This window comes from Pedobacter polysacchareus (assembly GCF_019802255.1).
GTDB lineage: Bacteria > Bacteroidota > Bacteroidia > Sphingobacteriales > Sphingobacteriaceae > Pedobacter > Pedobacter polysacchareus.
This window is the reverse complement of the sequence record NZ_JAHYSS010000010.1, coordinates 57,113-78,592: the sequence shown is the minus strand read 5'-3', so window position 1 is coordinate 78,592 and position 21,480 is coordinate 57,113. Positions and strand designations below refer to the sequence as shown.

Sequence of the window (21,480 nt, the reverse complement as noted above, 5' to 3'; positions counted from 1 at the left end):
ATGTTTCCAGGAAGAACACTCGTTTTATTACTCTTTTTATTGATTTGTTCCGAAGTTTCCGCACAGCCAGGACAGATTCAGTTCTCTAGAATGGATTTGTCGGACGGACTGTCTCACAACCAGGTGAATGCTGTTTTAAAAGACTCTAAAGGCTTTATTTGGTTTGCGACACTTTCAGGGCTCAACCGTTACGACGGACAGGTGATCAAGGTTTTTAAACACAATCCACGGGATACCAGCTCTATTATAGATGATTTCATCACTAATATCTATGAACTTCCAGGGCATAAGCTCTATCTGGAAACACGCAGCGGTCCTAATATTTACGATCCTGAAACAGAAAGCTTTATCCGCAATACGACAACCTGGTTTAAAAGCATTGGCATCGATTCCAAAGGCATTAGAGAAGTACTGAAAGATAAAGCCGGTGATTTTTGGTTTAATGCACAGGAACAGGGCATTTATAAATACGAAGTTTCCAGTGCCTCAACAAAACATTTAAAGCTTAAAAAGAATAACGAAAAGTCTTTGTCGGATAGTCCGGTCTCTGGGATTCAAAGCGAACCTGCCGGAGCAATCTGGATCATTCACCGCGACAAGACCATGGAGCGGCTGGATCGGAAAACCGCAGAATTGAAACAACGCATTTTGACTTTCAAAACTTCTAATCCCTCAGAAATGCAGGATTTTAAGCTATTTGCGGATGAAGATGGCGACCTCTGGATGTATACCTTGAACAACCAGCGGGGGATCACTTATTTTAATCCTAAAACTGGACAGCACCGTCAGATTGATAAGGCTCCAGGTGCTTTAAACAGCAATTTGATTAGCGGAATACTGCAGGATCCACATGGTCAGATTTGGATTGGTACCGATCATGGCGGGGTGAATGTGCTCAATAAAAAGACCTTTAAACTGAGTTATCTGCTTCATGAAGAGGATGATCCTAAAAGCATAGGTCAAAATAGCATTACATGTTTATATAAAGATATCTCAGGGATTATATGGGTGGGTACCTTTAAGAAAGGGCTGAGTTTTTACCATGAGAAGATTCTTAAATTTCCCTTGTTCAGACACCAGGGTGCAAGTCCGGATGGATTGGTTTATGATGATGTGAACCGCTTTGCGGAGGATGATCAGGGAAATCTGTGGATTGGCACAAATGGCGGTGGATTGTTCTACTTCAACCGAAAAACCAAACAGTTTAAGCGATACCAGCACCAGCACAACAACCCGAATAGTTTAAGTAACGACATCATAGTGAGTTTGTTTGTAGATAAGGGCAAGCGCCTGTGGATCGGTACCTATTTCGGCGGACTGGATTCTTTTGATGGGAAAACCTTTAACCATTATCGACATGAACCTGGAAATCCTACCAGCTTATCTGATGATCGGGTATGGGACATTCTGGAAGATCGTAGCGGGAACTTATGGGTAGCCACTTTGAGTGGTGGTCTGAACCTGCTGGATCGAAGTACCGGGAAGTTCAGCCATTTTCGTGCTGGGGCAAAGAATGGGATTCATTCTGATTTCCTTTCCTGTCTGATTGAAGACAAAAAAGGCAACCTCTGGATCGGAAGTTCCGATGGGATTGACCAGTTAAAACCTGATGGCAGCTTTGTTCATTATAAACATGAAGATAACCATGTAAATAGCCTGATTAATAACATTGTATACGACCTGTTGGAGGACAGTTATGGCTTTATTTGGGCGGCTACCAGAGACGGTTTGAGCAGGTTGGATCCAGCCAGAAAAGCGTTCAGGAACTTCGATACCAAGGACGGCCTCGGGGAAAAGGCAACCTTGAAAATTGTAGAAGATAACCAACGGAATCTATGGGTAAGCACCGCAAACGGGCTGTTTAATGTAGTCGTAAAACCTCTTGCCAAGCGTGATTTCTCTTATACTTTTCATAAATATGATGAACACGATGGTTTACAGGGAAGTGCATTTAATGCCAATGCCGGCTATAAAACCAGTACTGGCGACCTGGCTTTTGGGGGAGCAAATGGCTTCAATCTATTTCAGCCTGAAAGGATTAAAAACGACCTTTCCAAGCCTGTAATTGTCTTTACAGACCTGCAGGTGGAAAACAAAAGTGTAGGCATCGGAGAGCCTGTAAATGGCCGTATTTTATTGGAGAAGTCACTCTCTTTTACAGATGGTATTACCTTGAAACACAATCAAAATGGATTTGCAATTGAATTTGCAGCACTGAACTATTTTAATCCGCATAAAATCAGGTATCGATACAAGCTGGAAGGCTTTGATGAGCATTGGCAGGAGCCCCAGCCAAACAGCCGTCGCGCGACGTATACAAACATAGATCCGGGTGCTTATACCTTCAAAGTGATGTCTACGGATGCCTCCGGAAATTGGGTCAATAACGAGGCGGATTTAAAGATCATCATACAGCCTCCGTTCTGGAGCACCTGGATGGCGTACCTATTATATGCACTGGCCATTGGAGGTGGATTGCTATGGATCAGGCATCGTGGAATAGCACGTTTGAATAAAGAATTCTTACTGAAACAAGAGCGTCAGCAGGCCAGCAGGATGCATGAACTGGACTTAATGAAGATTAAGTTTTTGACTAATGTAAGTCATGAGTTCAGGACTCCATTGTCTCTGATTATTACGCCTTTAGAAAAACTGATCGGACAGAATGTCATACCGAAAAAGCAAGAACTTCAGCTCATGCACCGCAATGGAAAGCGCTTGTTGAACCTGGTGAACCAGCTTTTGGATTTCCGTAAAATGGAGGTGCGGGAATTGAGGTTGCACCCTAAACCTGGAGAAGCGATTTCCTTTATCAGGGAGCTTTGCCTTTCCTTTAATGACCTGGCTGAACAGCGACGCATCAATTTCAGTTTTCATACCGAAGCACAGACTTTAATGGTCGCTTTTGATCATGATAAAGTGGAAAGGATTGTGTTTAACCTGCTTTCGAACGCATTTAAGTTTACGCCGGAAGGTGGAAAGATCTGGGTAACGCTGGAAATTGTCCAGCAGCAAATAAGCCATACCACGCTTTTATTGAAGGTTTCAGATACAGGAATCGGCATGGAAGCCGATAAAACAGCACGCATATTTGAGCGTTTCTTCCAGAACGACATGCCGGATTCTATTGTCAATCAAGGCACAGGAATTGGCCTTTCTATTACTAAAGAATTTGTAAAATTACATGACGGTAAGATACATGTAAACAGTGTTTTAAATGAAGGATCTGAGTTTTGTGTTTCATTGGATCTAGCCAATAGCCATTCAGCAGCTGATGCTGGTAAAACAGAGGCTGGGGTGGAAAAGCAGGAACTGGTTGATGAAGGCGCTGCTCTGATGAATACCTCCGAGGATCCCAAAGAAAACTTTACCTGGAAAAGTAAAAAGCAAATCCTGATGCTGGTCGAAGACAATGAGGATTTCCGCTTTTACCTGAAAGACAACCTCAGCGAATTTTACCAGATTGTAGAGGCTTCAAATGGCAAAGAAGGCTGGCAAAAGATTTTGTCCTCTCACCCGGACCTGATTGTAAGCGATGTGACCATGCCGGAAATGAATGGTACTGAGCTTTGTAAGAAAATCAAATCTGATAAACGAACCGCGCATCTGCCAGTCATTCTACTCACGGCTGTCAGCAATGAAGATCAGCAGCTGCTGGGCTTAGAAACCGGTGCCAACGATTACATGACCAAACCTTTTAACTTTGAAATTCTCCTGTCTAAAATCAGAAATATCCTGAAACAGCAGGCCTTAGCGAAGAAAACCTATCAGAAGCAGGTAGAGTTTAAACCTGCGGAATCGGAAGTGGAATCCCTGGATGATAAGTTTATGAGACAACTGGGATTACATTTGGAAAAGAACTTATCAAATTCTGCCTATTCTGTGGATCAGCTGAGTTCCGACCTGAACATGAGCAGGGTAGGTTTGTACAAGAAAATTCTACCGCTGACCGGAAAATCCCCGATCGAATATATCCGTTCGTATCGATTGCATAAATCAAAAGCTTTATTGTTAAAATCACAGCTCAGTATTGCCGAAATCGCTTATGAAGTAGGTTTCAGTAACCCCAAGCATTTTAGCCGTTATTTTAAACAGGAATTCGATATTCTTCCATCGGCATACGCAAATCAAAAAATCGGGGAAACCTCTTTTTAACCCTTATAGAGGTGTTCTGTTAACATTTAGATACCCATTTGTTATCATTTGAATGCCCTCCGCTGAATTCTTTCCTGATACATTTAATCCTAATCAACCAAGTATAAATTGTAAATCTTACCAATGCGTAAAATTAGGGTCATCGCCGTAATTTTTATAGGCAGTGTATTGCTGCTGGTAAAAGTGAAGGGCCAGGAAAAATCAACCGTACATCAACAAGAAAAGCCAAGGGTAAACCGGCAAGAAAAGGCAAGCTACATCCAAACGACTTCAGGAATTGAAGTCAGCATTCCAAACTCCTTAACAGGCATTAGAAAAATCAGGCTAACACCAGTAACGGATCAGGTGATCCATATAACCGGTACGTTAACTGAAGATTTCGCACCGCAGAACAGCCTGATGGCGGTTAGCACGGCAAATAACGCGGCAGTACCTTTTACTGTTGATACAGAAAACGGAGCTATTGTATTAAAAACAAAAGCTTTGCGCGTCGAAATTGCACAGCAAAACGGTTTGGTTACTTACCGTGATGCCGCTGGAAAGCGCTTGTTGAAGCAAACAGAGCTGGCCATGCAAGCTTTAGTACCCCAGGTATTTAATGGCTCGCCTTCTTATCAGGTGGTTCAGGTATTTGATGCCCAGGATCAGGAAGCGTATTATGGCTTAGGGCAGCATCAACAGGGATTGATGAATTACAGGGGCCGTCGGGTAGACCTGGTTCAGTACAATACTGAAATCGGGGTTCCATTTTTAATCTCCAACAAAGGATATGGAGTGCTCTGGGATAATTATTCCATCACCCGCGCCGGCGACATCCGTGATTATCAGCCTTTATCTGCATTGAAACTGATTTCTAAACAAGGAACTGAAGGCTGGATTACGGCTAGTTTTGCTAAAAGATCTTCACCGGAAAATATATTATTTACCAAACCTGTGTCAGAGCTTTCCATAAATTGGCTCACAGACCAACATAAATTCCCTGACAGCATAAAAATGCAAGATGCGCTAGTCAGTTACGAAGGAAGTTTAGAAAGTGGCTTAGCGGGCTTGTATCAGCTTCAGTTAAAATACGCGGGTTATGTAAAAGTATGGCTCGACGGTAAGCTGGTGGCTGATTATTGGCGCCAGGCCTGGAATCCAGGCGCTGCGATCCTGGATCTGGATCTAGAGAAAAACAAGAAAGTAAAGTTCAAAATGGAATGGATTCCCGATGGTGGGGAGTCTTACTTAGGGTTAACCTGCTTGCCACCAGTTCCGGACGCACTTAAAAATACCTTCGCCTTGCAATCTGAATCAGGTGCCGGACTAGATTATTACTTCATTGGCGGTGAAAACGCGGATCAAGTGATCTCCGGTTATCGCAAAGTTAGCGGTAAAGCAGTGTTAATGCCGAAATGGGCAATGGGTTTTTGGCAAAGCAGGGAGCGTTATAAAACACAGGACGACATCCTTTCGACTGCAAAAGCCTTCCGCGACCGTAAAATCCCATTGGATAACATCGTACTGGACTGGTCGTATTGGAAAGAACCAGAATGGGGCAGTCAGCAATTTGATCCCGCACGTTTCGCCAGTCCGGAGGAAATGATCAAATCTTTGCACGATCAACATGTAAACCTAATGATTTCGGTATGGCCGAAGTTCAATAAAGGCTTCGATATCTACCATGATTTTGATAAAAATGGTTTCCTATACAAACGTAATATCGAGGATGGGCGTAGAGACTGGATCGGAAAAGGATATTCTAATACCTTTTACGATGCTTTTAATCCGGAAGCAAGAACAGCATTTTGGAATCTGGTGAATAAAAGGCTGTACAGTAAAGGAATTGATGCCTGGTGGATGGATGCGACAGAACCGGATATGCACTCCAATCTGCCGGTAGAGATCAGGAAAGAACTCATGAACCCTACTTTTGCAGGCTCTTCGACCACTTATTTCAACGCTTTTCCATTGGTAAACGCCAAAGGAATCTATGAAGGCCAGCGTAAACAGAACAATACCGATAGGGTGTTTATCCTGACGCGCTCCGCTTTTGCAGGTTTACAGCGTTATGCCGCCGCCGCATGGAGTGGTGATATCGCTTCCAGATGGGAAGATATGAAAAGTCAGATCAGTGCTGGTGTCAATTTCTCTTTGTCGGGAATGCCATACTGGACCATGGACATTGGAGGTTTTTCTGTAGAAAAACGCTATGAAGCTGCTAAAGGGGCAGATCTGGAAGAATGGAGGGAACTGAATACACGCTGGTTCCAATTTGGTGCATTTGTGCCTTTATTCCGTATACATGGGCAATATCCATTCCGTGAAATCTATAACATCGCGCCGGAAAGTCATCCTGCGTATAAAAGTATGCTGTATTATAACCAGCTGAGGTATCGCCTCATGCCTTATATCTATTCTCTCGCCGGACAAAGTTTTCAACGTGATTACACGATCATGCGTGGTTTAATGATGGACTTTCCGCAGGATTTAAAAGCCTCCAACCTGAACGATGCTTACCTGTTTGGGCCAGCTTTACTGATCAATCCGATCTATGAATACAAAGCAAAAACAAAAGAATTGTACCTGCCGGAAGGACAAGGCTGGTATGATCTCTATACTGGGAAATACTTTAAAGGCGGACAAAACCTAAAAGTGGTAGCTAGCTATGAAAGGATGCCAGTTTATGTAAAAGAAGGTTCAATACTACCTACAGGGCCTGCATTGCAGTATACGGATGAAAAACCAGCAGACACGATCACGCTATTTGTATACACTGGAAAAGACGGTTCTTTCTCGCTGTATGAAGATGAAGGCCGCAATTACAATTATGAAAAAGGCGCTTTTTCCAACATTGATATCGAATATAAAGAAAGTACAAAAGAACTGCTGTTGTCCGACAGAAAAGGAAGTTTCGCAGGGATGCTGCCGAACCGCAATTTTAGAATCATTGTGATCAGTCCGAAGAAAGGAAAAGGGCTGGACTTTAACCAAAAAGCAGATTACAGTCTGAACTACAGCGGAAAACAAATGAAAATTCAATTGTAAATAAACGAGCAAAACCTAACATAACCAAATATAATATGAATCAATTATTTACTAAATCGTAATGAACGGCATGGAAAAGAAATTCAATTCGAAAAGAACGAACATCTTTTTGCTGATGTTGTGCTCGCTGCTGATTTTTGGCCAGCAAGTGCTGGCACAGGAGCGTAAGCTCAGCGGGAAAGTTACCGGAGCCAATGGGCTGCCGATTCCTGGCGCAGTAGTTAAAATAAAAGGAAAGACTGGAGGCTTAAGTACCAATCAAGACGGCGCTTTTGTGATCAATGCGCAGACTGGCGATGTTTTACAAATCAGTTCTATTGGCTTTATCAGCAAGGAAATTACAGTACCTGCTACAAATGTGGTCAATGTGACCCTCGCCGAAGACCAGCAAAACCTTTCCGAAGTAGTGGTAGTGGGCTACGGTGTGCAGCAGAAAAAGCTGGTTACCGGGGCAACAGTGCAGGTAAAAGGTGATGCGATCCAGAAACAAAGCACCACAAATGCTTTGCAGGGACTTCAAGGCCAGGCTCCTGGTGTTCAGATTGCTTCCACTTCCGGGCAACCTGGAGAAGGCATGCGCGTCACCATTCGCGGACTCGGTACCATCGGTAATTCCGGACCGCTTTACGTCGTAGATGGCGTACTGACCGGCGACATTTCCTACCTGAACCCTGCAGATATTGAATCTATAGATGTGTTAAAAGATGCGGCATCCGCAGCGATTTATGGTTCACAGGCGGCCAATGGAGTGATTCTTGTGACGACCAAACAAGGAAAGCGCGGACAAGCCGCTCAAATCACCTTTGATGCCTATGCAGGTGTACAAAATGTAGCTAAAAAGGCAGAAATGCTCAATTCTTCTCAATACGCTTCCATGATGAATGAGGCCGCAATTAATGGGGGCAAACAACCGCTTTTCAGTAATGCACAGCTGGATGCATTAGGAAAAGGCACGGATTGGATGGATGAAATGTTCGTTTCAAACGCACTGACCCAGAATTATTCGGTTGGCGCTTCAGGTGCTTCTGACAATTCTGTCTATTCCCTTGGCTTGTCTTATACCGGCCAGGAAGGCGTAGTAGGCGGCAAGAGTCTTTCTAATTACGAACGTTATGGCTTTAGAATCAATACCGAACACAATTTCTTTAATGACCTGCTTAAAATCGGACAGCACCTTACTTATTCAGACCTTAAAAACAATGGAATTGGCGTAGGCAATCAGTACAACAATACCTTGCGCGCCGCTTTTAACACCAGTCCATTTGTTCCAGTATACGATGATCAGGGCAATTTCTTTGACAATAGTAATTCAACCTGGAACAATGGGGAGGCAAATCCTTACGCATTAATGGTATTGAATAACCAAAACAAGAGAAATAATCAACGTTTGCTGGGAGATATCTATTTAATTGTAGAACCGATCAAGAATCTGAAATTCAGAACAAGTCTTGGAATGGATTACAATGCTTCTGAAAGTCGTTCTTTCAGCCCGCTTTACAACCTTTCTATCTATGCTTACAATACCGAAACGAAGGTGAGTCAGTCGATGAATAAAGGGAAATCTTTGATCTGGGACAACCTATTGAGCTATAAGTTCGACCTTCAAAAAGACCATGGTTTTGAAGTCATGGCAGGAAGTTCGGCTTATCAGGCAGATGGTTCCGGGATTTATGGCACCAATAGTAACCTGATCTTTGACGACCTGGATCATGCCTGGCTGAGCAATGCGCTCAATAAAAAGAGCAACGGGATCACGATTGGCGGCAGACCTGATGATGCAGATCGACGCATGTCTTATTTTGGCCGATTGAACTACAATTACAAAGAGAAATACCTGATCAATGCCACTTTCAGAGCAGATGGTTCTTCCAGGTTTGCGGCACAAAACCGATGGGGATATTTCCCTTCTGTCTCTGCAGGATGGATTGTGACCAACGAAAGCTTCCTTAAAGGACAGGAAAACTGGCTGGATTTCTTGAAAATCAGAGCCAGCTGGGGACAAGTGGGCAATCAGAATATTGCCTCATTTCAATACCTGACTCCTATAAAATTAGACAATACCAATTATACATTTGGCGATAAAGAAGGTGTATTAACCCCTGGATCTTATCCAAGCAGACTCAGTAACCCAAATGTGAAATGGGAAACTTCCGAGCAAACGGATATAGGTTTTGATGCGACTTTATTGAAAGGAAAGCTATCTGTGAATTTCGATTGGTACAACAAGCTGACCAAAGATTGGTTGATTTCAGCGCCTATTTTGGCTACTGCAGGTGCAGATGCGCCCTTTATCAATGGTGGTAATGTGACCAACAGCGGGATAGAACTGGCCTTTACCTACAAAAGTAATGTAGGCGATTTCAACTACTCAATCGGCCTGAATGGCGCCTACAACAAAAATAAAGTAGGTAAGATTCCTACAGCAGATGGAATTGTGCATGGTTTGACCAATCAGTTATACGACAATTCCCTGGAGTTTTACCGGGCAGAGAATGGCTTTCCGATTGGCTATTTCTGGGGTTTAAAAACAGCTGGGATTTTCCAGACAGAAGCTGAGGTGCTGGCTTACCAGTCTGCCGCAGGAAAGGTGATTCAGCCTTCCGCAGCGCCTGGTGATGTCAGGTATGTAGATGTAAATGGTGATGGCATAATTGACAACCTGGATCGCGGAATGATCGGTAAACCTAATCCTGACTATACTTTTGGAATCAGTCTTTCTGCCGATTACAAAGGTTTCGACTTCTCTATTCTGGCTTCGGGAGTAGTAGGAAATGAAATTGTACAATCTTACCGCAATCAGGCCAATCCTTTTGGGAATTATACGACCCGCATTTTAGACCGCTGGCATGGTGAAGGAAGCTCTAATACGATGCCAAGAGTAACCGAAGACAACAGGAACTGGACCAATTTCTCAGATTTATACCTTCAGAAAGGAGATTACCTGAGAATCAGCAATGTGACCATCGGCTATGATTTCGGTAAAGTGCTTAAAAAGAGCTACCTGAAACAACTTAGGTTATACGCGGCTGCTTTAAACCTCTATACTTTTACCAAATATGATGGCATGGACCCGGAGATTGGCTACGGTACGGAAGGTTTTGCCTCGGGCATCGATCTGGGCTATTACCCAAGACCAAGAACGTTTATGTTCGGTGCTAACTTTAGATTTTAACCTCCCTGAACTTAAAAATATGAAAGCTATAAATATAAAAATAGGCCTAACTGCAATGCTCTTTTTGACTTTAGGGGCCTGCAAGAAGAGTTTTCTGGATACAGAAGCGATTACTACGGTGACGGAGGAAAACTTCTACAGAACCCCAAAAGATGCGTTTTCTGCATTGGTGGGCTGTTATGATGGATTGCAAGTGGTTTGGGCAGATGGGGTGGCCTTGCCTGTAGCGGCTGAAGTCTTGTCTGACAATACTTTTGGGGGTACCGGAAATGCAGATGGATTCAGTTATCAGATGTTAGATGAATTTGATAAAACACGCTCTCCTTCAGATCAGAATCTATTCGGTCCGAACTGGACTTCTTACTACAAAGCATTGTACCGCTGTAATATGCTCATCAATAAAATGGATCAGATCCAATGGGGAAATGATACACAATTGAGAAAGACTTATGAGTCGGAAGCACGTTACCTGCGCGCTTATCTGCTTTTTGATATGGTGCGTTTATGGGGGAATATCCCACTGTTGACGAAGCCTTCGGCAGAGAATATTCCTCAGTCCAATCCGGACGAAGTGTATAAAGTGATTGCGGAAGATTTGCTTTTTGCTACTACAAACATGCTGCCTGTTGCTTATCCAGCTCAGGCGGTTGCCGATCATGGCAGGGTGACTAAATATGCTGCAGAAGCATTGCTAGGTAGGGTTTTTCTTTTTTACACCGGTTATTATACAAAAACAGACCTGGTTGGACTGGTTACAAAAGCAAAAGCATTGAATGGTCTGGAAGATGTGATCAACAATGGTGGTTATGGTTTGGTTGCCGAATTTGCGAACTTATGGCCAGCTGCATCTTTAGCTGCTTATGTCGGAGAAGACAATAAAGAGACGGTTTTCGCCATAAAATACACGTATACCAGTGATTATAATGGCAATACCGACGGAAACCACTGGATGGTTTTTGGAGGGATCCGTGATCAATCGCTCTTTCCTTATGGAAGTGGCTGGGGCGCGGAAACTGTAAACCCTAAACTATGGAACGCCTATACTGCCGGTGATACCCGAAAAACAGGCTCTATCATTTCCATCGTAGATGAAAAACTGGGTTTTGTAAGTCAGAATAAACAAAGGGAATACACGGGTTATTATATTAAAAAATACAGCCCGATGATCGGGGAGGATGGAAAACCATTGCCAAATGCGAATGGGAACCCAAACTTTAGCATCGGTCAGTTTCAGGATTATGTGTCCATCCGTTACGCAGATGTATTGTTAATGGCGGCAGAATTGGGCAGCCCAAATGCACAGACTTATTTCAATCAGGTCAGACAACGTGCGCTGCAAGGGGCTTTTACGCCATTAGTGATCAGTCAGGAAAACATCATGAAAGAACGCCGACTGGAGTTTGCTTTTGAAGGGATTCGTTATTATGATTTACTCCGTCAGGGCATCAATAAAGCAGCACAGGAGATCGCAGAAACGACAACGATATTGAATGGCGGTCAAACCGCACAGAAGGTCATTTCGGCCAACAATATCATAGCGACAAAAGGCTTGCAGCAGATTCCTTACACACAAATCAACCTTTCTAACGGTACTTTAAAACAGAATCCAGGATGGTAGGGGCTTCATTTAACGATTATAAAAGAGACAAAATGAAACGATATAAACAATTATTGGCGATGTTCATGCTGCCTGTGCTGCTGCTCGCCTGCAAAAAAAACGAACACAGCATAGGAGAGGTGCTGGACAAATCGGCGATTAAATTTGAGGTGGTTCAGGACTTGAAAGCCGATGCCGGTGGGAATACGGTGATCCTTAAAAATATGACCCCAGGGACGCTGCCGATGTGGGATTTCGGAATCGGTACTTCTACTAAAATGATAGATACGGTGAAGTTTGCCTTCGCCGGGGATTATGTAGTGCGATTTTCAGTAGCTACCGGTGGAAGGATCGTAAAGATGGATTCCGTCCTGATTAAAGTGACACAAGACAACCTGAATTATGTAAATAACCCGCTGTGGACCGCCATTTCAGGTGGTGTAGGGCAAGAAAAACAATGGGTTTTAGATACGGAAGGGAAATTCTTCAATAGCCCTTTATATTTCTATGGGGTAAACAATGGCTGGCTTAAAGAAGGAAACCCGTTTGGCAACTTCAATACCGGCTGTTATGGTGGTGATTGCTGGGTTTGGGAAGCGGGTGTAGGCGATGTTTACCCTAATATCATGACCAAGGGCGACTATGGCTCGATGACTTTCAGCTTAAAAGGCTTAGCTACATTCAAAGCTGTAAAACCAATGGAGGAAGGGAAAACTCAGACTGGAACTTACATCTTAAATATAGGTTCTAAAACGCTCACCATTAATAATGCAAGCATTCTTAGAGGATATAAACCTGCCAAAAATGGGATGACTGGTATCAGCAACTGGACCAATTACAAGGTTCTTTCCCTGGATGCCAATACCATGCAGTTAGGCGTGATTCGTGATAAAGATGTGGATGGCGAAGGCCCCGCAATGATCGTTTATAACTTCCTTTCCAAGTCTTTCTCCGATAATTATGTGCCGCCTGTAACCGGCCCTGATGCAGGTTTCGATCCGACATTTAAGACAGGTGAGCTATTAACGATGCTTACAGGAACGGCTTCCGGCAGGTTATGGAAAATTGACGCTACTGGAAACCCGATCGACTGGATTGGCAAAGGAAAAGGCTGGACGAAATCCCATGCAGACAGCAGAGATTGGGGTTGGAATGACTCCTGGGATGCTGTAGCCAAAGATTCCTGGATTTTATTTAACCGCGTTGGTGGTTTAAAATACACAAGGAGTCAGAATGGCATGGTCAGCTCAGGTACTTTTACCATCAATGAGGCGACAAATGAAGTAACCTTAAATGGCGATTTATTGATCCAAAATCCAGGCAGTTTTATGAGTCCTCTGAAAAATACTTTTAAGGTAGTCAAAGCCTTCCCCGGAAAAGTCGAAAGCCTGGGCATCTGGTTTGGCACCGATTATAATGCAGAAAAGGACGAATGGTTCGCCTTTCACTATATTTTATAACGTTCTTAATGTCCCGTTGGAGCCTTTTCAATCTTGAAAAGGCTCCTTTTTTTATCCGATAATCAGCTATAATTTCAATATGATGTTCCGAATTCCTCTCCTTTTGATCATTTTATGTTTTGCTCCCGCAGAAACTTTACTGGCCAATGAATTGGTCAGATTGCCAGTTAGAACACTTAAAAAGCGAGCCAATGCAGCATTGTCCAGGCAGATCCTTGATTTTAATGAGGGATGGAAGTTTTTTCTTGGCGATGATCCTAAAGCAACTCAAGAAGTTTATCCAGATCAATCCTGGCGTCAATTAAACTTGCCCCATGATTTTAGTATTGAAGGGAATTTTAGTAAATCCCATCCGGCAGGATTTGGCGCAGGAGCTTTACCGGGTGGGATTGGATGGTATCGTAAAACCTTTGTGATCCCGGCAAGTTCAAAAGGGAAATACCTGGCCATCAACTTTGATGGGGTTTACCGTGATGCAGAAGTTTGGATCAATGGGCATTTTCTTGGAAAAAGACCGAATGGCTACATTGCTTTTCAATATGAGTTGTCTCCTTATTTGAATTATGGGGCAAAAAACACCATCGCTGTTCGCGCCGACAATAGTAAACAGCCCAATTCCCGCTGGTACAGCGGTTCAGGTATTTATCGGGATGTGAAATTGATCAGTTCAGGGGCCTTAAGAATTGCCCAGTGGGGGCGATTTATAACGACCCCATCTGTAAATGCAGCCCAAGCGGTGGTAAAAGTTGAAAGCAGGATCATTAATGCTTTGAAAGCGTTTCCAGCAGGAGAATTGAGGACTTTCATCTATGATCAGCAGGACAGATTAGTAGCCAGTAAGCGGCAGAAATTCAATCCTCAAACGAGCCTCGCAGTGCAGAAAAAGGAGCTTAATGATCCGCATGAGCTGAAAATGACCACTGAATTAATGGTGTCACAGCCCAGGCTTTGGTCGGATACCGATCCTTACTTGTACCGCATTCAAACTCAGGTTTGGGTGGCAGGAAAAGAAACCGATCGGGAGGAAAGTGTTTTGGGAATTCGCAGTTTCAGCTTTGATGCAGATCGTGGATTTATACTCAATGGAAAAGAATTGAAAATCAGAGGGGTATGCAATCACCATGATTTAGGCGCCTTGGGGGCTGCTTTTAATGAGCGCGCCGCTATGCGACAATTGGAGATGCTGAAAAGAATGGGTTGTAATGGCATTAGAACCTCGCACAATGCTCCAGCTTCGGCATTATTGGATCTATGTGACCGCATGGGCTTTATCGTGATGGATGAAGCTTTCGATATGTGGGCAAAGAAAAAGACAGATTTTGATGGGCACCTGAATTGGGCAGAATGGCATAAAAGAGACCTGGAAGATTTAGTGTTAAGAGATAGAAACCATCCTTCCGTTTTCATCTGGAGCACAGGAAATGAGATTCAGGAACAATGGGGAACTGGTGCCGACACTGCTGGCCGCGTGATCGCCAGATCTTTAACTGCGATGGTCAAAAATCTGGACCCAACCAGACCGGTAACCACTGCCAATAACGACGTAAATACTTATAACAACCTGATCCAGTCTGGTGCAATGGATTTGATTGGTTATAATTACAACCATGATAAGTGGAAAGATTTTCATAAAACCTATCCGGGGAAAAAACTCATCGCCACAGAAACTACTTCTGCTTTACAAACCCGTGGTCATTATGATTTACCATCAGATAGCATCAGAATCTGGCCAACAGCCTGGGATAAACCATTGCTGACTGGCAATGCTGATTTAAGCTGTTCGGCCTACGACAATTGCAGGACACCATGGGGATCTACGCATGAGGAAACTTTGCAGGCATTTGAAAACAATCCGATGGTTTCCGGGATGTTTGTGTGGACAGGTTTTGATTATCTCGGTGAGCCAACGCCTTATGAATGGCCGGCAAGGAGCTCTTACTTCGGCATCATTGATCTGGCGGGTTTCCCAAAGGATGTTTATTATTTGTACCAGAGTGCCTGGACAAACACCCCTGTGCTTCATGTATTTCCGCATTGGAATTGGAAAGTAGGGCAGCTGGTAGAGGTATGGGCGTATTACAGTCAGGCGGATGAAGTGGAGCTTTTTTTGAATGATCAGTCTTTAGGCATCAGGAAAAAAGAAGGGCAGGAGATGAAGGTTTCCTGGAAAGTAAAGTATGAACCTGGTACCTTGAAAGCGGTTTCCAGAAAATCGGGAAAGGTAGTTTTGGAGCGAAACATCGCCACAGCCGGTCAGCCGGCAAAGTTGGTGCTTACCGCCGATCGTACACAAATTAATGCAGATGGAAAGGATTTGTCTTACATCACCGTCAAGATATTGGATCAGGAAGGTAACTTAATTCCTGATGCCACTCATCAGGTTGCGTTTAGCATTGAAGGGCCGGCAAGCATTGCGGGAATCGATAACGGGAGTCCTACCAGCCATGAGTCATTTCAGGCAAATCCACACAAAGCCTTTAACGGGCTGGTCATGGTGATTCTGAAAGCCAAAAAGGAACCTTCAAAGGTTCGGTTGATGGCAAGTTCCCCAGGATTACAGAGCGGATTTATAGAGGTCCTTGTAAAATAAGAAAAAGATGTTTTAGCATTAAGGCCCCAAAGTTGATGAAAACTTTAGGGCCTTAATGTTTATTTGCTGGGTTTTTATACTTGATCCGCAGGTTATTTCATCTTGTCTTGGATGGCTTTGATCATGTCCAAGTGAGCTTTCACCACCGGTTCAGTTTTGCTTGCAAAAGACTTCAGATCATTATCTGTGCCATCTTTAGCTTCTTTTTTCATTAGATCAAGCGTAGATTTATGACCTTCCACCATCGCATCTGTATAGGCTTTATCGAAGTCTTTGCCTGTTTTCTGAGTCAGCTCAGTCAGTTTTTTCTGATGTGCTTCGTCAAGTCCATTAGGAAGCGTAATGTTTTTCATTTTAGCAATGGCAATTAATTCTTCGTTGGCTTTACCATGGTCGGTAACCATCATTGTTGCGAACTCTTTAAGCTTGGCATCAGCGGTTTTTGTGAGTGCAAGTTTAGCAAATTCTACTTCCGCCATGCCGCCAACAGCAGCTTTGGTTGCAAACTCTGAATCAGAAGGTTCCACAGCGATTCCACCAGTCATCTTTTCATTTGAGGTGGTGTCTTTCACCATGTTTAAACTATCCGCAGTTTGTCGGGCATCTTTTGTACTACTATTACATCCTTGAAATGCAAATGCAGTAGCAGAAATTGCACATAAATAGATCAATTTTTTCATAACTTAAGATTTTGTTTCCCCTATAACAAGCGTTATTAACTTATTGTTTTCCAAAGGATTTGGGTGTGGCGTTCAAGGGAATTCAGGGCTTGCGTAAAGAGCATCGCCTGATGATTAAAATACCTCATTTAATCCCAGAAACAAGCCTTTTGCGCCATAGTTACCAAAAGCATAATCTACGCACAGATTAGTTCTTGTGGCTTTATTGAACAATATCCTTAAGCCAGCGCCGCCAGCAGGCTGCCATTTCTGGAATATTTTGGTTCCTAGATTGTCATTGGCGGTTTGCACGTTAACGAAGGTAACTCCACTTAAAAACTTGTTTGCAGTAATAGGGAAGCGGTATTCCAATTCCGAATAGAAATAATTTGTTCCCTTAAAATAGCCAACTGTATATCCTCTTCCGCTTCTGTAATTGGCATCTTTACCAGTACCGGGAAGTTCCAGGTAAGGCAGTGTTCCGCTGACTAAATAAGAACCCCAATTCCAAAAAGCGAGTACGTGTTCTGGGTTTTTACTGGAAAGACTCCAGTATTTTCTGAAATCTGTAGTGACCTGAACTGCATTTTTGGTACTGCCGATCCAGCTTTGGTTGACCCGCAGGCCTGCATCTGCATAAATTCCTTTATGTGCACGATTCTGATTGTCGCGGGTGGTATATTGGAGGTTAAACAGGAAGCCATTAGCAAGGTAATGGTCGGTTTTAAATCCTTTTTCCCTGCTGTAAATGTGATAAGGGGTAAGGCCGTCGGGATTACTTTTATCTTCTAACGCCCTTCTGATGTCAATGGAAACTCCTGCGCCAACAAAAAGGTGATCCATCACTTGTTTGTATACTTTTTCCCGGAAATTGTAATATTGGCCATGGATGACATAACCTTTCCGATCCGGATTGGCCAGGATGATTTCCTCAGGTGTGCCTGTTCCTTTTGCACCAATGCCGAATCCGAAATCAGGAACCACGGTTTTTGCAGCCACCAGGCTTCCCTGGAAATTCCAGCGGTTTCCTGGAGTATAGATGTTGTGGGCCAGGTAAAAATAAATAATCCCTTTCGTCGTAATGGAAGCAGATGTTGCGGCAATAGACATCAAGGTGTTAGGTTCATGGCCAAGTACTCTTCCTGCTACCGCCTTTAATCCAATTTGCGCACCGATACTTGGATTGTAGGCAATACTAGGCATAGGAGTGATGCCTGATTTTTTCTGTGCAGGCTTTTGTGGTTTACCCGGACGAAAGATCTGGTGGATTAAATCAGCGATATCGTAAGTGCTTTTTACACTATCTCTATTCAATGAATCTTTCGGGTTTGTAGATTGCCCATAGCTATATCCTTCTCCAGATACGACCAGGGCCAATAGAACTATGCTTATTTTGGAGAATTGCTTAATTTTCAATTGATTTAAAATATAATTGTTGAGGTATTCCTGGCTTCCTTACCAGGAATTAGCAAAGCTAATGTTTGATTTGTTAAATAAGGCGCAATTACTGTTCCAATAAAAATAATTGGATAATTGAAAAAGTATATAAGAATTATACTAGGTGTTATGTTACATTTACCATTCATCTTAAAATTCATTGCTGCTGAGCTGGTGGCGAGGGTATTTAAATAATAGGTTAGACCATGAAATTTGTTTTAAAGAAATACCAGGAATTATTTTCCAAGGAACTAACCTCAAAAGTAGCAAAAACTGTAGTGAGGGAATGCGATGAAATAGGGAAAGATCGTTTTCAGGCCTATGTAGATGAAAGGGACCAGACTTTTGATACCGAAATTGTATTTGATACCACAGGGGATATGGTTAGTAATAGCTGTGATTGTCCAGCTGCAACTTTATTTTGCAATCATAAAGCAGCGTTACTGCTGTACTTGATCAATGGGAAAAGAAAGTCCTCTGCTATAAGAATCACCAAAATAAATCCTCTGGAAAGCCTTGTTCAGCAAGCCGACCCTGATCAGCTAAAAGTTTGGCTGCTAGAATTATTCAGCAAAAATAAAGACCTCGCACTTGCTTTTACTCAGAAATTTTCAGTTAAACACGAAGCTTATTCTGTTGAAGAGTTGAGGAATTTAAGTTTTGATGCAGTGAAAGCAGTTGTAAGCAATCGTAAAGTCGTAGAAATTGCAGAGGTAAAAAGGATCATTGGATTATGGGAAACGCTGCATGAATCTATTATTGATGATTATCTCCAGAGGATGGGAGATGAAGATGCTTTCCTGAGATTTGATGCCATTCTGGATGTGGTGAATGAAATCAAATATAATTTGAAGACTAACAGCAATAGGATTGAAACCTACCACAAAGGTATTTTGTCGAAGGTTATTCCCTTGGTTCACCAAATTACTGAGGAAGCCTATTGGGATAAAGTGGTTAATTTTTTCATAGCGCGAATTCACGTAGACCTTCTTCATATCAGAAATTACTATTTGTCTTTCCTGGTTCAATTATATAATTTGAGTGAGGAGGAACGGAAACATAAACTTGCTTTAAATCTGTTGACACAATACATTGGACTAAGCGGTCAGAAGTTCCAGCATAAGGAAGATTATGTAGCGGTAGTGTTTAATATGGTTGTGGATTGTGGGTTGTTTGAATTACATTATCTGCTATTCAAGCCGATGCATTATAAAAATGATTATAATTATTTGCTGATTGGCTTGCTAATTAAAGAGGGACATTTACTGCTTGCCGAAAAGTATTGCCTGGAGCAGATTGCCAATAATTGCGTTTCAGATTACAACAAGTCGTATCTTAAATTCCTCGCTGAAATCTATAGCAGATTGGAAGATAATCAGAAATTAGCTATGGTATTAAAAGAGACTTTTGCCTGGTCATTTGATTTTGATGCTTATTCATTTGTGAGTAAACATATTGTAGAAAGCGAAGAAAAGAAGAAATGGCGAAATAATCTGTTGAGCAGAGCTCGTAGATTGGCTGCTGACCAACCTGGAGCGAGGTTGTTTTGGTTTCAGCTCCTAGATGAGGAAGGTCGCTATGAAAAAATGCTGGACTATCTGGATAGCACTGTGACTTATGAAGTGATCATCAGATTCGCAGAAAAAATGTCATTGAAGTACCATACTGTTTTCTTTACCCGCTTAATTCATAAAAGAGATCATCCTGAAGATCAAATGGCAGGTAAGCAGCTAACGCCCGTTCTCAATCAGCTAATGGTGATCATGCGAAAGCTTTATTCGCCGCAAGAATTGCAATTAGCCATTAAACATGTGCGTCGAAATGCTTATTATGCCAGTCCGAATCTCTTTGTGCTTTATATGGAAACGCAATTATAGCTGTGGCTATTTCAGTAAATTTGTTACTGTGCTGGTAAACATATATATTTATTTATGAAAACTATTAACCGCATTAATCCACTATTGCTAATTCGTATAGCTCTTGCCACTATTTTTTTATCTCATAGTTTACATGGCGTACTAAACCACACGGTAAACGATTTTGGTGAATTGTACTTGAATAAGGTTGGATTTGCACCTTTCGGGGTTTATGTGGCTTGGGCTTTAATAGTTTTTGAAATCATCGGTTCTCTATTAATTCTGTTTGGAAAATTATTGAAATATGTGGTACCTGGCTTTCTGTTGATCTTAATTACCGGAATTGTACTGGTTCATTATCCTGATGGCTGGTTTGTAGTAGGCCCTGGAAGAAACGGAATGGAGTTTAGTTTTGTGCTCATTCTTTCCTTAATCGCCATCTGTATCCCAGTGAAGAGACGTCGATAAGACTTATTCTTTCAGCCATTCGGCAATCCTGTTTTGAATATCCTCATAAAATATCCGGTAGGTATTTTCAGTTACATAGCCAATGTGCGGCGTTGCTAATACATTTGTTAAAGTTCGAAATGGATGCTGAAGCGGTAATGGTTCAATTTCATATACATCCAATGCCGCAGCAGCGATCTTTTTTTGTGTTAATACGCTAATTAAAGCAGCTTCATCTACCAATGGCCCTCTGGAAGTATTGATAAAGAAAGCGCTTGGCTTCATGAGATTCAGTTCTTTTTCAGTGATAATCCCTCTGCTTCTTGAACTTAAAACCAGGTGTACCGTCACAAAATCTGCTTTTATAAATAATTCTTCCTTGCTAACGAGTTTTGCCCCTTGAGCCGCCGCTCTTTCTTCGGTAAGATTTTGACTCCAGGCGATCACCTCCATTTCAAATGCTTTTGCATAGTGGGCAATGGTGCTTCCAATGCGGCCAAGGCCAACAATCCCTATAGTTTTCCCCTTCAAATCTACCCCAACTTCTGTTTGCCAGCCACTTTTACGTACCTGACTGCTTTCTGGAATCAAATGTTTTGCTAACGCAAGCATTAAGGCCCAAGTCAGTTCTGGTGCGCCATTGGATAGGTATCTGGTTGGAGAAATGGCAATTCCGAATTCTTCCGCAGCCTTTATATCTATGGAGGCATTTCGCTCACCTGTAGAAATAATGAGCTTTAGGTTGGGTAATTGCGAAAGAATTTCACGTGTTAAAGGTGTGCGTTCCCGCATCACTGCGATGACCTGGAAGGGTTTTAGCCGCTGGATGATCTCTTCTTTTGAAGACAAATGGTCGTTAAAGACGGTGATTTCGGCAAGTTTATTTATAGCTGACCAATCTCCGTAGGTTAAGGCTACATTTTGATAATCATCTAATATGGCAATCTGTGGTCGTGTGATCATTATTTATTTCTTTTTATAGTAAACGATCATTGCTAATAATAGTTTTTAATGATCTTAAATTTAACGCCTTAGAATTGGGTGGGGCTGAACAAGAAGTCCGATTGATCTTAAGTTTGA

General features: G+C 42.5%; 11 protein-coding genes. 8 read left to right on the top strand and 3 right to left on the bottom strand.

Annotated features, from left to right (window positions below; translation table 11 throughout):
- The 6 genes from K7X70_RS23730 (at position 1) to galB (ending at position 16,001) form a co-directional block, all read left to right on the top strand.
- Complete coding sequence (locus K7X70_RS23730) at positions 1-4,155, top strand: hybrid sensor histidine kinase/response regulator transcription factor (protein WP_222539401.1); 4,155 nt, start codon at positions 1-3, stop codon at positions 4,153-4,155.
- Positions 4,156-4,278: 123 nt separating this feature from the next.
- Positions 4,279-7,182, top strand: a complete 2,904-nt coding sequence (locus K7X70_RS23725; RefSeq protein ID WP_222539400.1) for a glycoside hydrolase family 31 protein — start codon at positions 4,279-4,281, stop codon at positions 7,180-7,182.
- A 70-nt stretch (positions 7,183-7,252) separates the two neighbouring features.
- Complete coding sequence (locus K7X70_RS23720; RefSeq protein WP_255607619.1) at positions 7,253-10,354, top strand: SusC/RagA family TonB-linked outer membrane protein; 3,102 nt, start codon at positions 7,253-7,255, stop codon at positions 10,352-10,354.
- 19 nt (positions 10,355-10,373) lie between these two features.
- Positions 10,374-11,972, top strand: coding sequence for a RagB/SusD family nutrient uptake outer membrane protein (locus tag K7X70_RS23715; protein ID WP_222539399.1), 1,599 nt, complete (start codon positions 10,374-10,376; stop codon positions 11,970-11,972).
- Between the two features lie 32 nt (positions 11,973-12,004).
- On the top strand, positions 12,005-13,411 hold the full coding sequence (locus K7X70_RS23710; protein ID WP_222539398.1) for a hypothetical protein: 1,407 nt from the start codon (positions 12,005-12,007) through the stop codon (positions 13,409-13,411).
- A 79-nt stretch (positions 13,412-13,490) separates the two neighbouring features.
- On the top strand, positions 13,491-16,001 hold the full coding sequence (gene galB / locus K7X70_RS23705) for a beta-galactosidase GalB (protein ID WP_255607617.1): 2,511 nt from the start codon (positions 13,491-13,493) through the stop codon (positions 15,999-16,001).
- 92 nt (positions 16,002-16,093) lie between these two features.
- Here galB and K7X70_RS23700 read toward each other — a convergent pair whose 3' ends face one another.
- Positions 16,094-16,681, bottom strand: a complete 588-nt coding sequence (locus tag K7X70_RS23700) for a DUF4142 domain-containing protein (RefSeq protein ID WP_222539397.1) — start codon at positions 16,679-16,681, stop codon at positions 16,094-16,096.
- Positions 16,682-16,795: 114 nt separating this feature from the next.
- Complete coding sequence (locus tag K7X70_RS23695) at positions 16,796-18,076, bottom strand: BamA/TamA family outer membrane protein (RefSeq protein WP_255607616.1); 1,281 nt, start codon at positions 18,074-18,076, stop codon at positions 16,796-16,798.
- A 227-nt stretch (positions 18,077-18,303) separates the two neighbouring features.
- Here K7X70_RS23695 and K7X70_RS23690 point away from each other — a divergent pair, with 227 nt between their 5' ends.
- Both K7X70_RS23690 and K7X70_RS23685 read left to right on the top strand, forming a co-directional pair.
- Positions 18,304-19,974: a hypothetical protein gene (locus K7X70_RS23690; protein ID WP_222539396.1), complete on the top strand. Its 1,671-nt coding sequence runs from the start codon at positions 18,304-18,306 to the stop codon at positions 19,972-19,974.
- 54 nt (positions 19,975-20,028) lie between these two features.
- Positions 20,029-20,421, top strand: a complete 393-nt coding sequence (locus K7X70_RS23685) for a DoxX family protein (RefSeq protein WP_222539395.1) — start codon at positions 20,029-20,031, stop codon at positions 20,419-20,421.
- A gap of 3 nt (positions 20,422-20,424) precedes the next feature.
- Here the strand turns inward: K7X70_RS23685 and K7X70_RS23680 are convergent, their stop codons facing one another.
- A complete protein-coding gene (locus tag K7X70_RS23680; RefSeq protein WP_222539394.1) occupies positions 20,425-21,363 on the bottom strand; it encodes a D-2-hydroxyacid dehydrogenase family protein in 939 nt (312 codons plus the stop codon).
- Positions 21,364-21,480: the final 117 nt, after the last annotated feature.

Coding starts and splice junctions, on each gene's coding strand:
- K7X70_RS23730 (WP_222539401.1), top strand. CDS start 1: ATGTTTCCAGGAAGAACACTCGTTTTATTACTCTTTTTATTGATTTGT.
- K7X70_RS23725 (WP_222539400.1), top strand. CDS start 4,279: ATGCGTAAAATTAGGGTCATCGCCGTAATTTTTATAGGCAGTGTATTG.
- K7X70_RS23720 (WP_255607619.1), top strand. CDS start 7,253: ATGGAAAAGAAATTCAATTCGAAAAGAACGAACATCTTTTTGCTGATG.
- K7X70_RS23715 (WP_222539399.1), top strand. CDS start 10,374: ATGAAAGCTATAAATATAAAAATAGGCCTAACTGCAATGCTCTTTTTG.
- K7X70_RS23710 (WP_222539398.1), top strand. CDS start 12,005: ATGAAACGATATAAACAATTATTGGCGATGTTCATGCTGCCTGTGCTG.
- galB (WP_255607617.1), top strand. CDS start 13,491: ATGATGTTCCGAATTCCTCTCCTTTTGATCATTTTATGTTTTGCTCCC.
- K7X70_RS23700 (WP_222539397.1), bottom strand. CDS start 16,681: ATGAAAAAATTGATCTATTTATGTGCAATTTCTGCTACTGCATTTGCA.
- K7X70_RS23690 (WP_222539396.1), top strand. CDS start 18,304: ATGAAATTTGTTTTAAAGAAATACCAGGAATTATTTTCCAAGGAACTA.
- K7X70_RS23685 (WP_222539395.1), top strand. CDS start 20,029: ATGAAAACTATTAACCGCATTAATCCACTATTGCTAATTCGTATAGCT.
- K7X70_RS23680 (WP_222539394.1), bottom strand. CDS start 21,363: ATGATCACACGACCACAGATTGCCATATTAGATGATTATCAAAATGTA.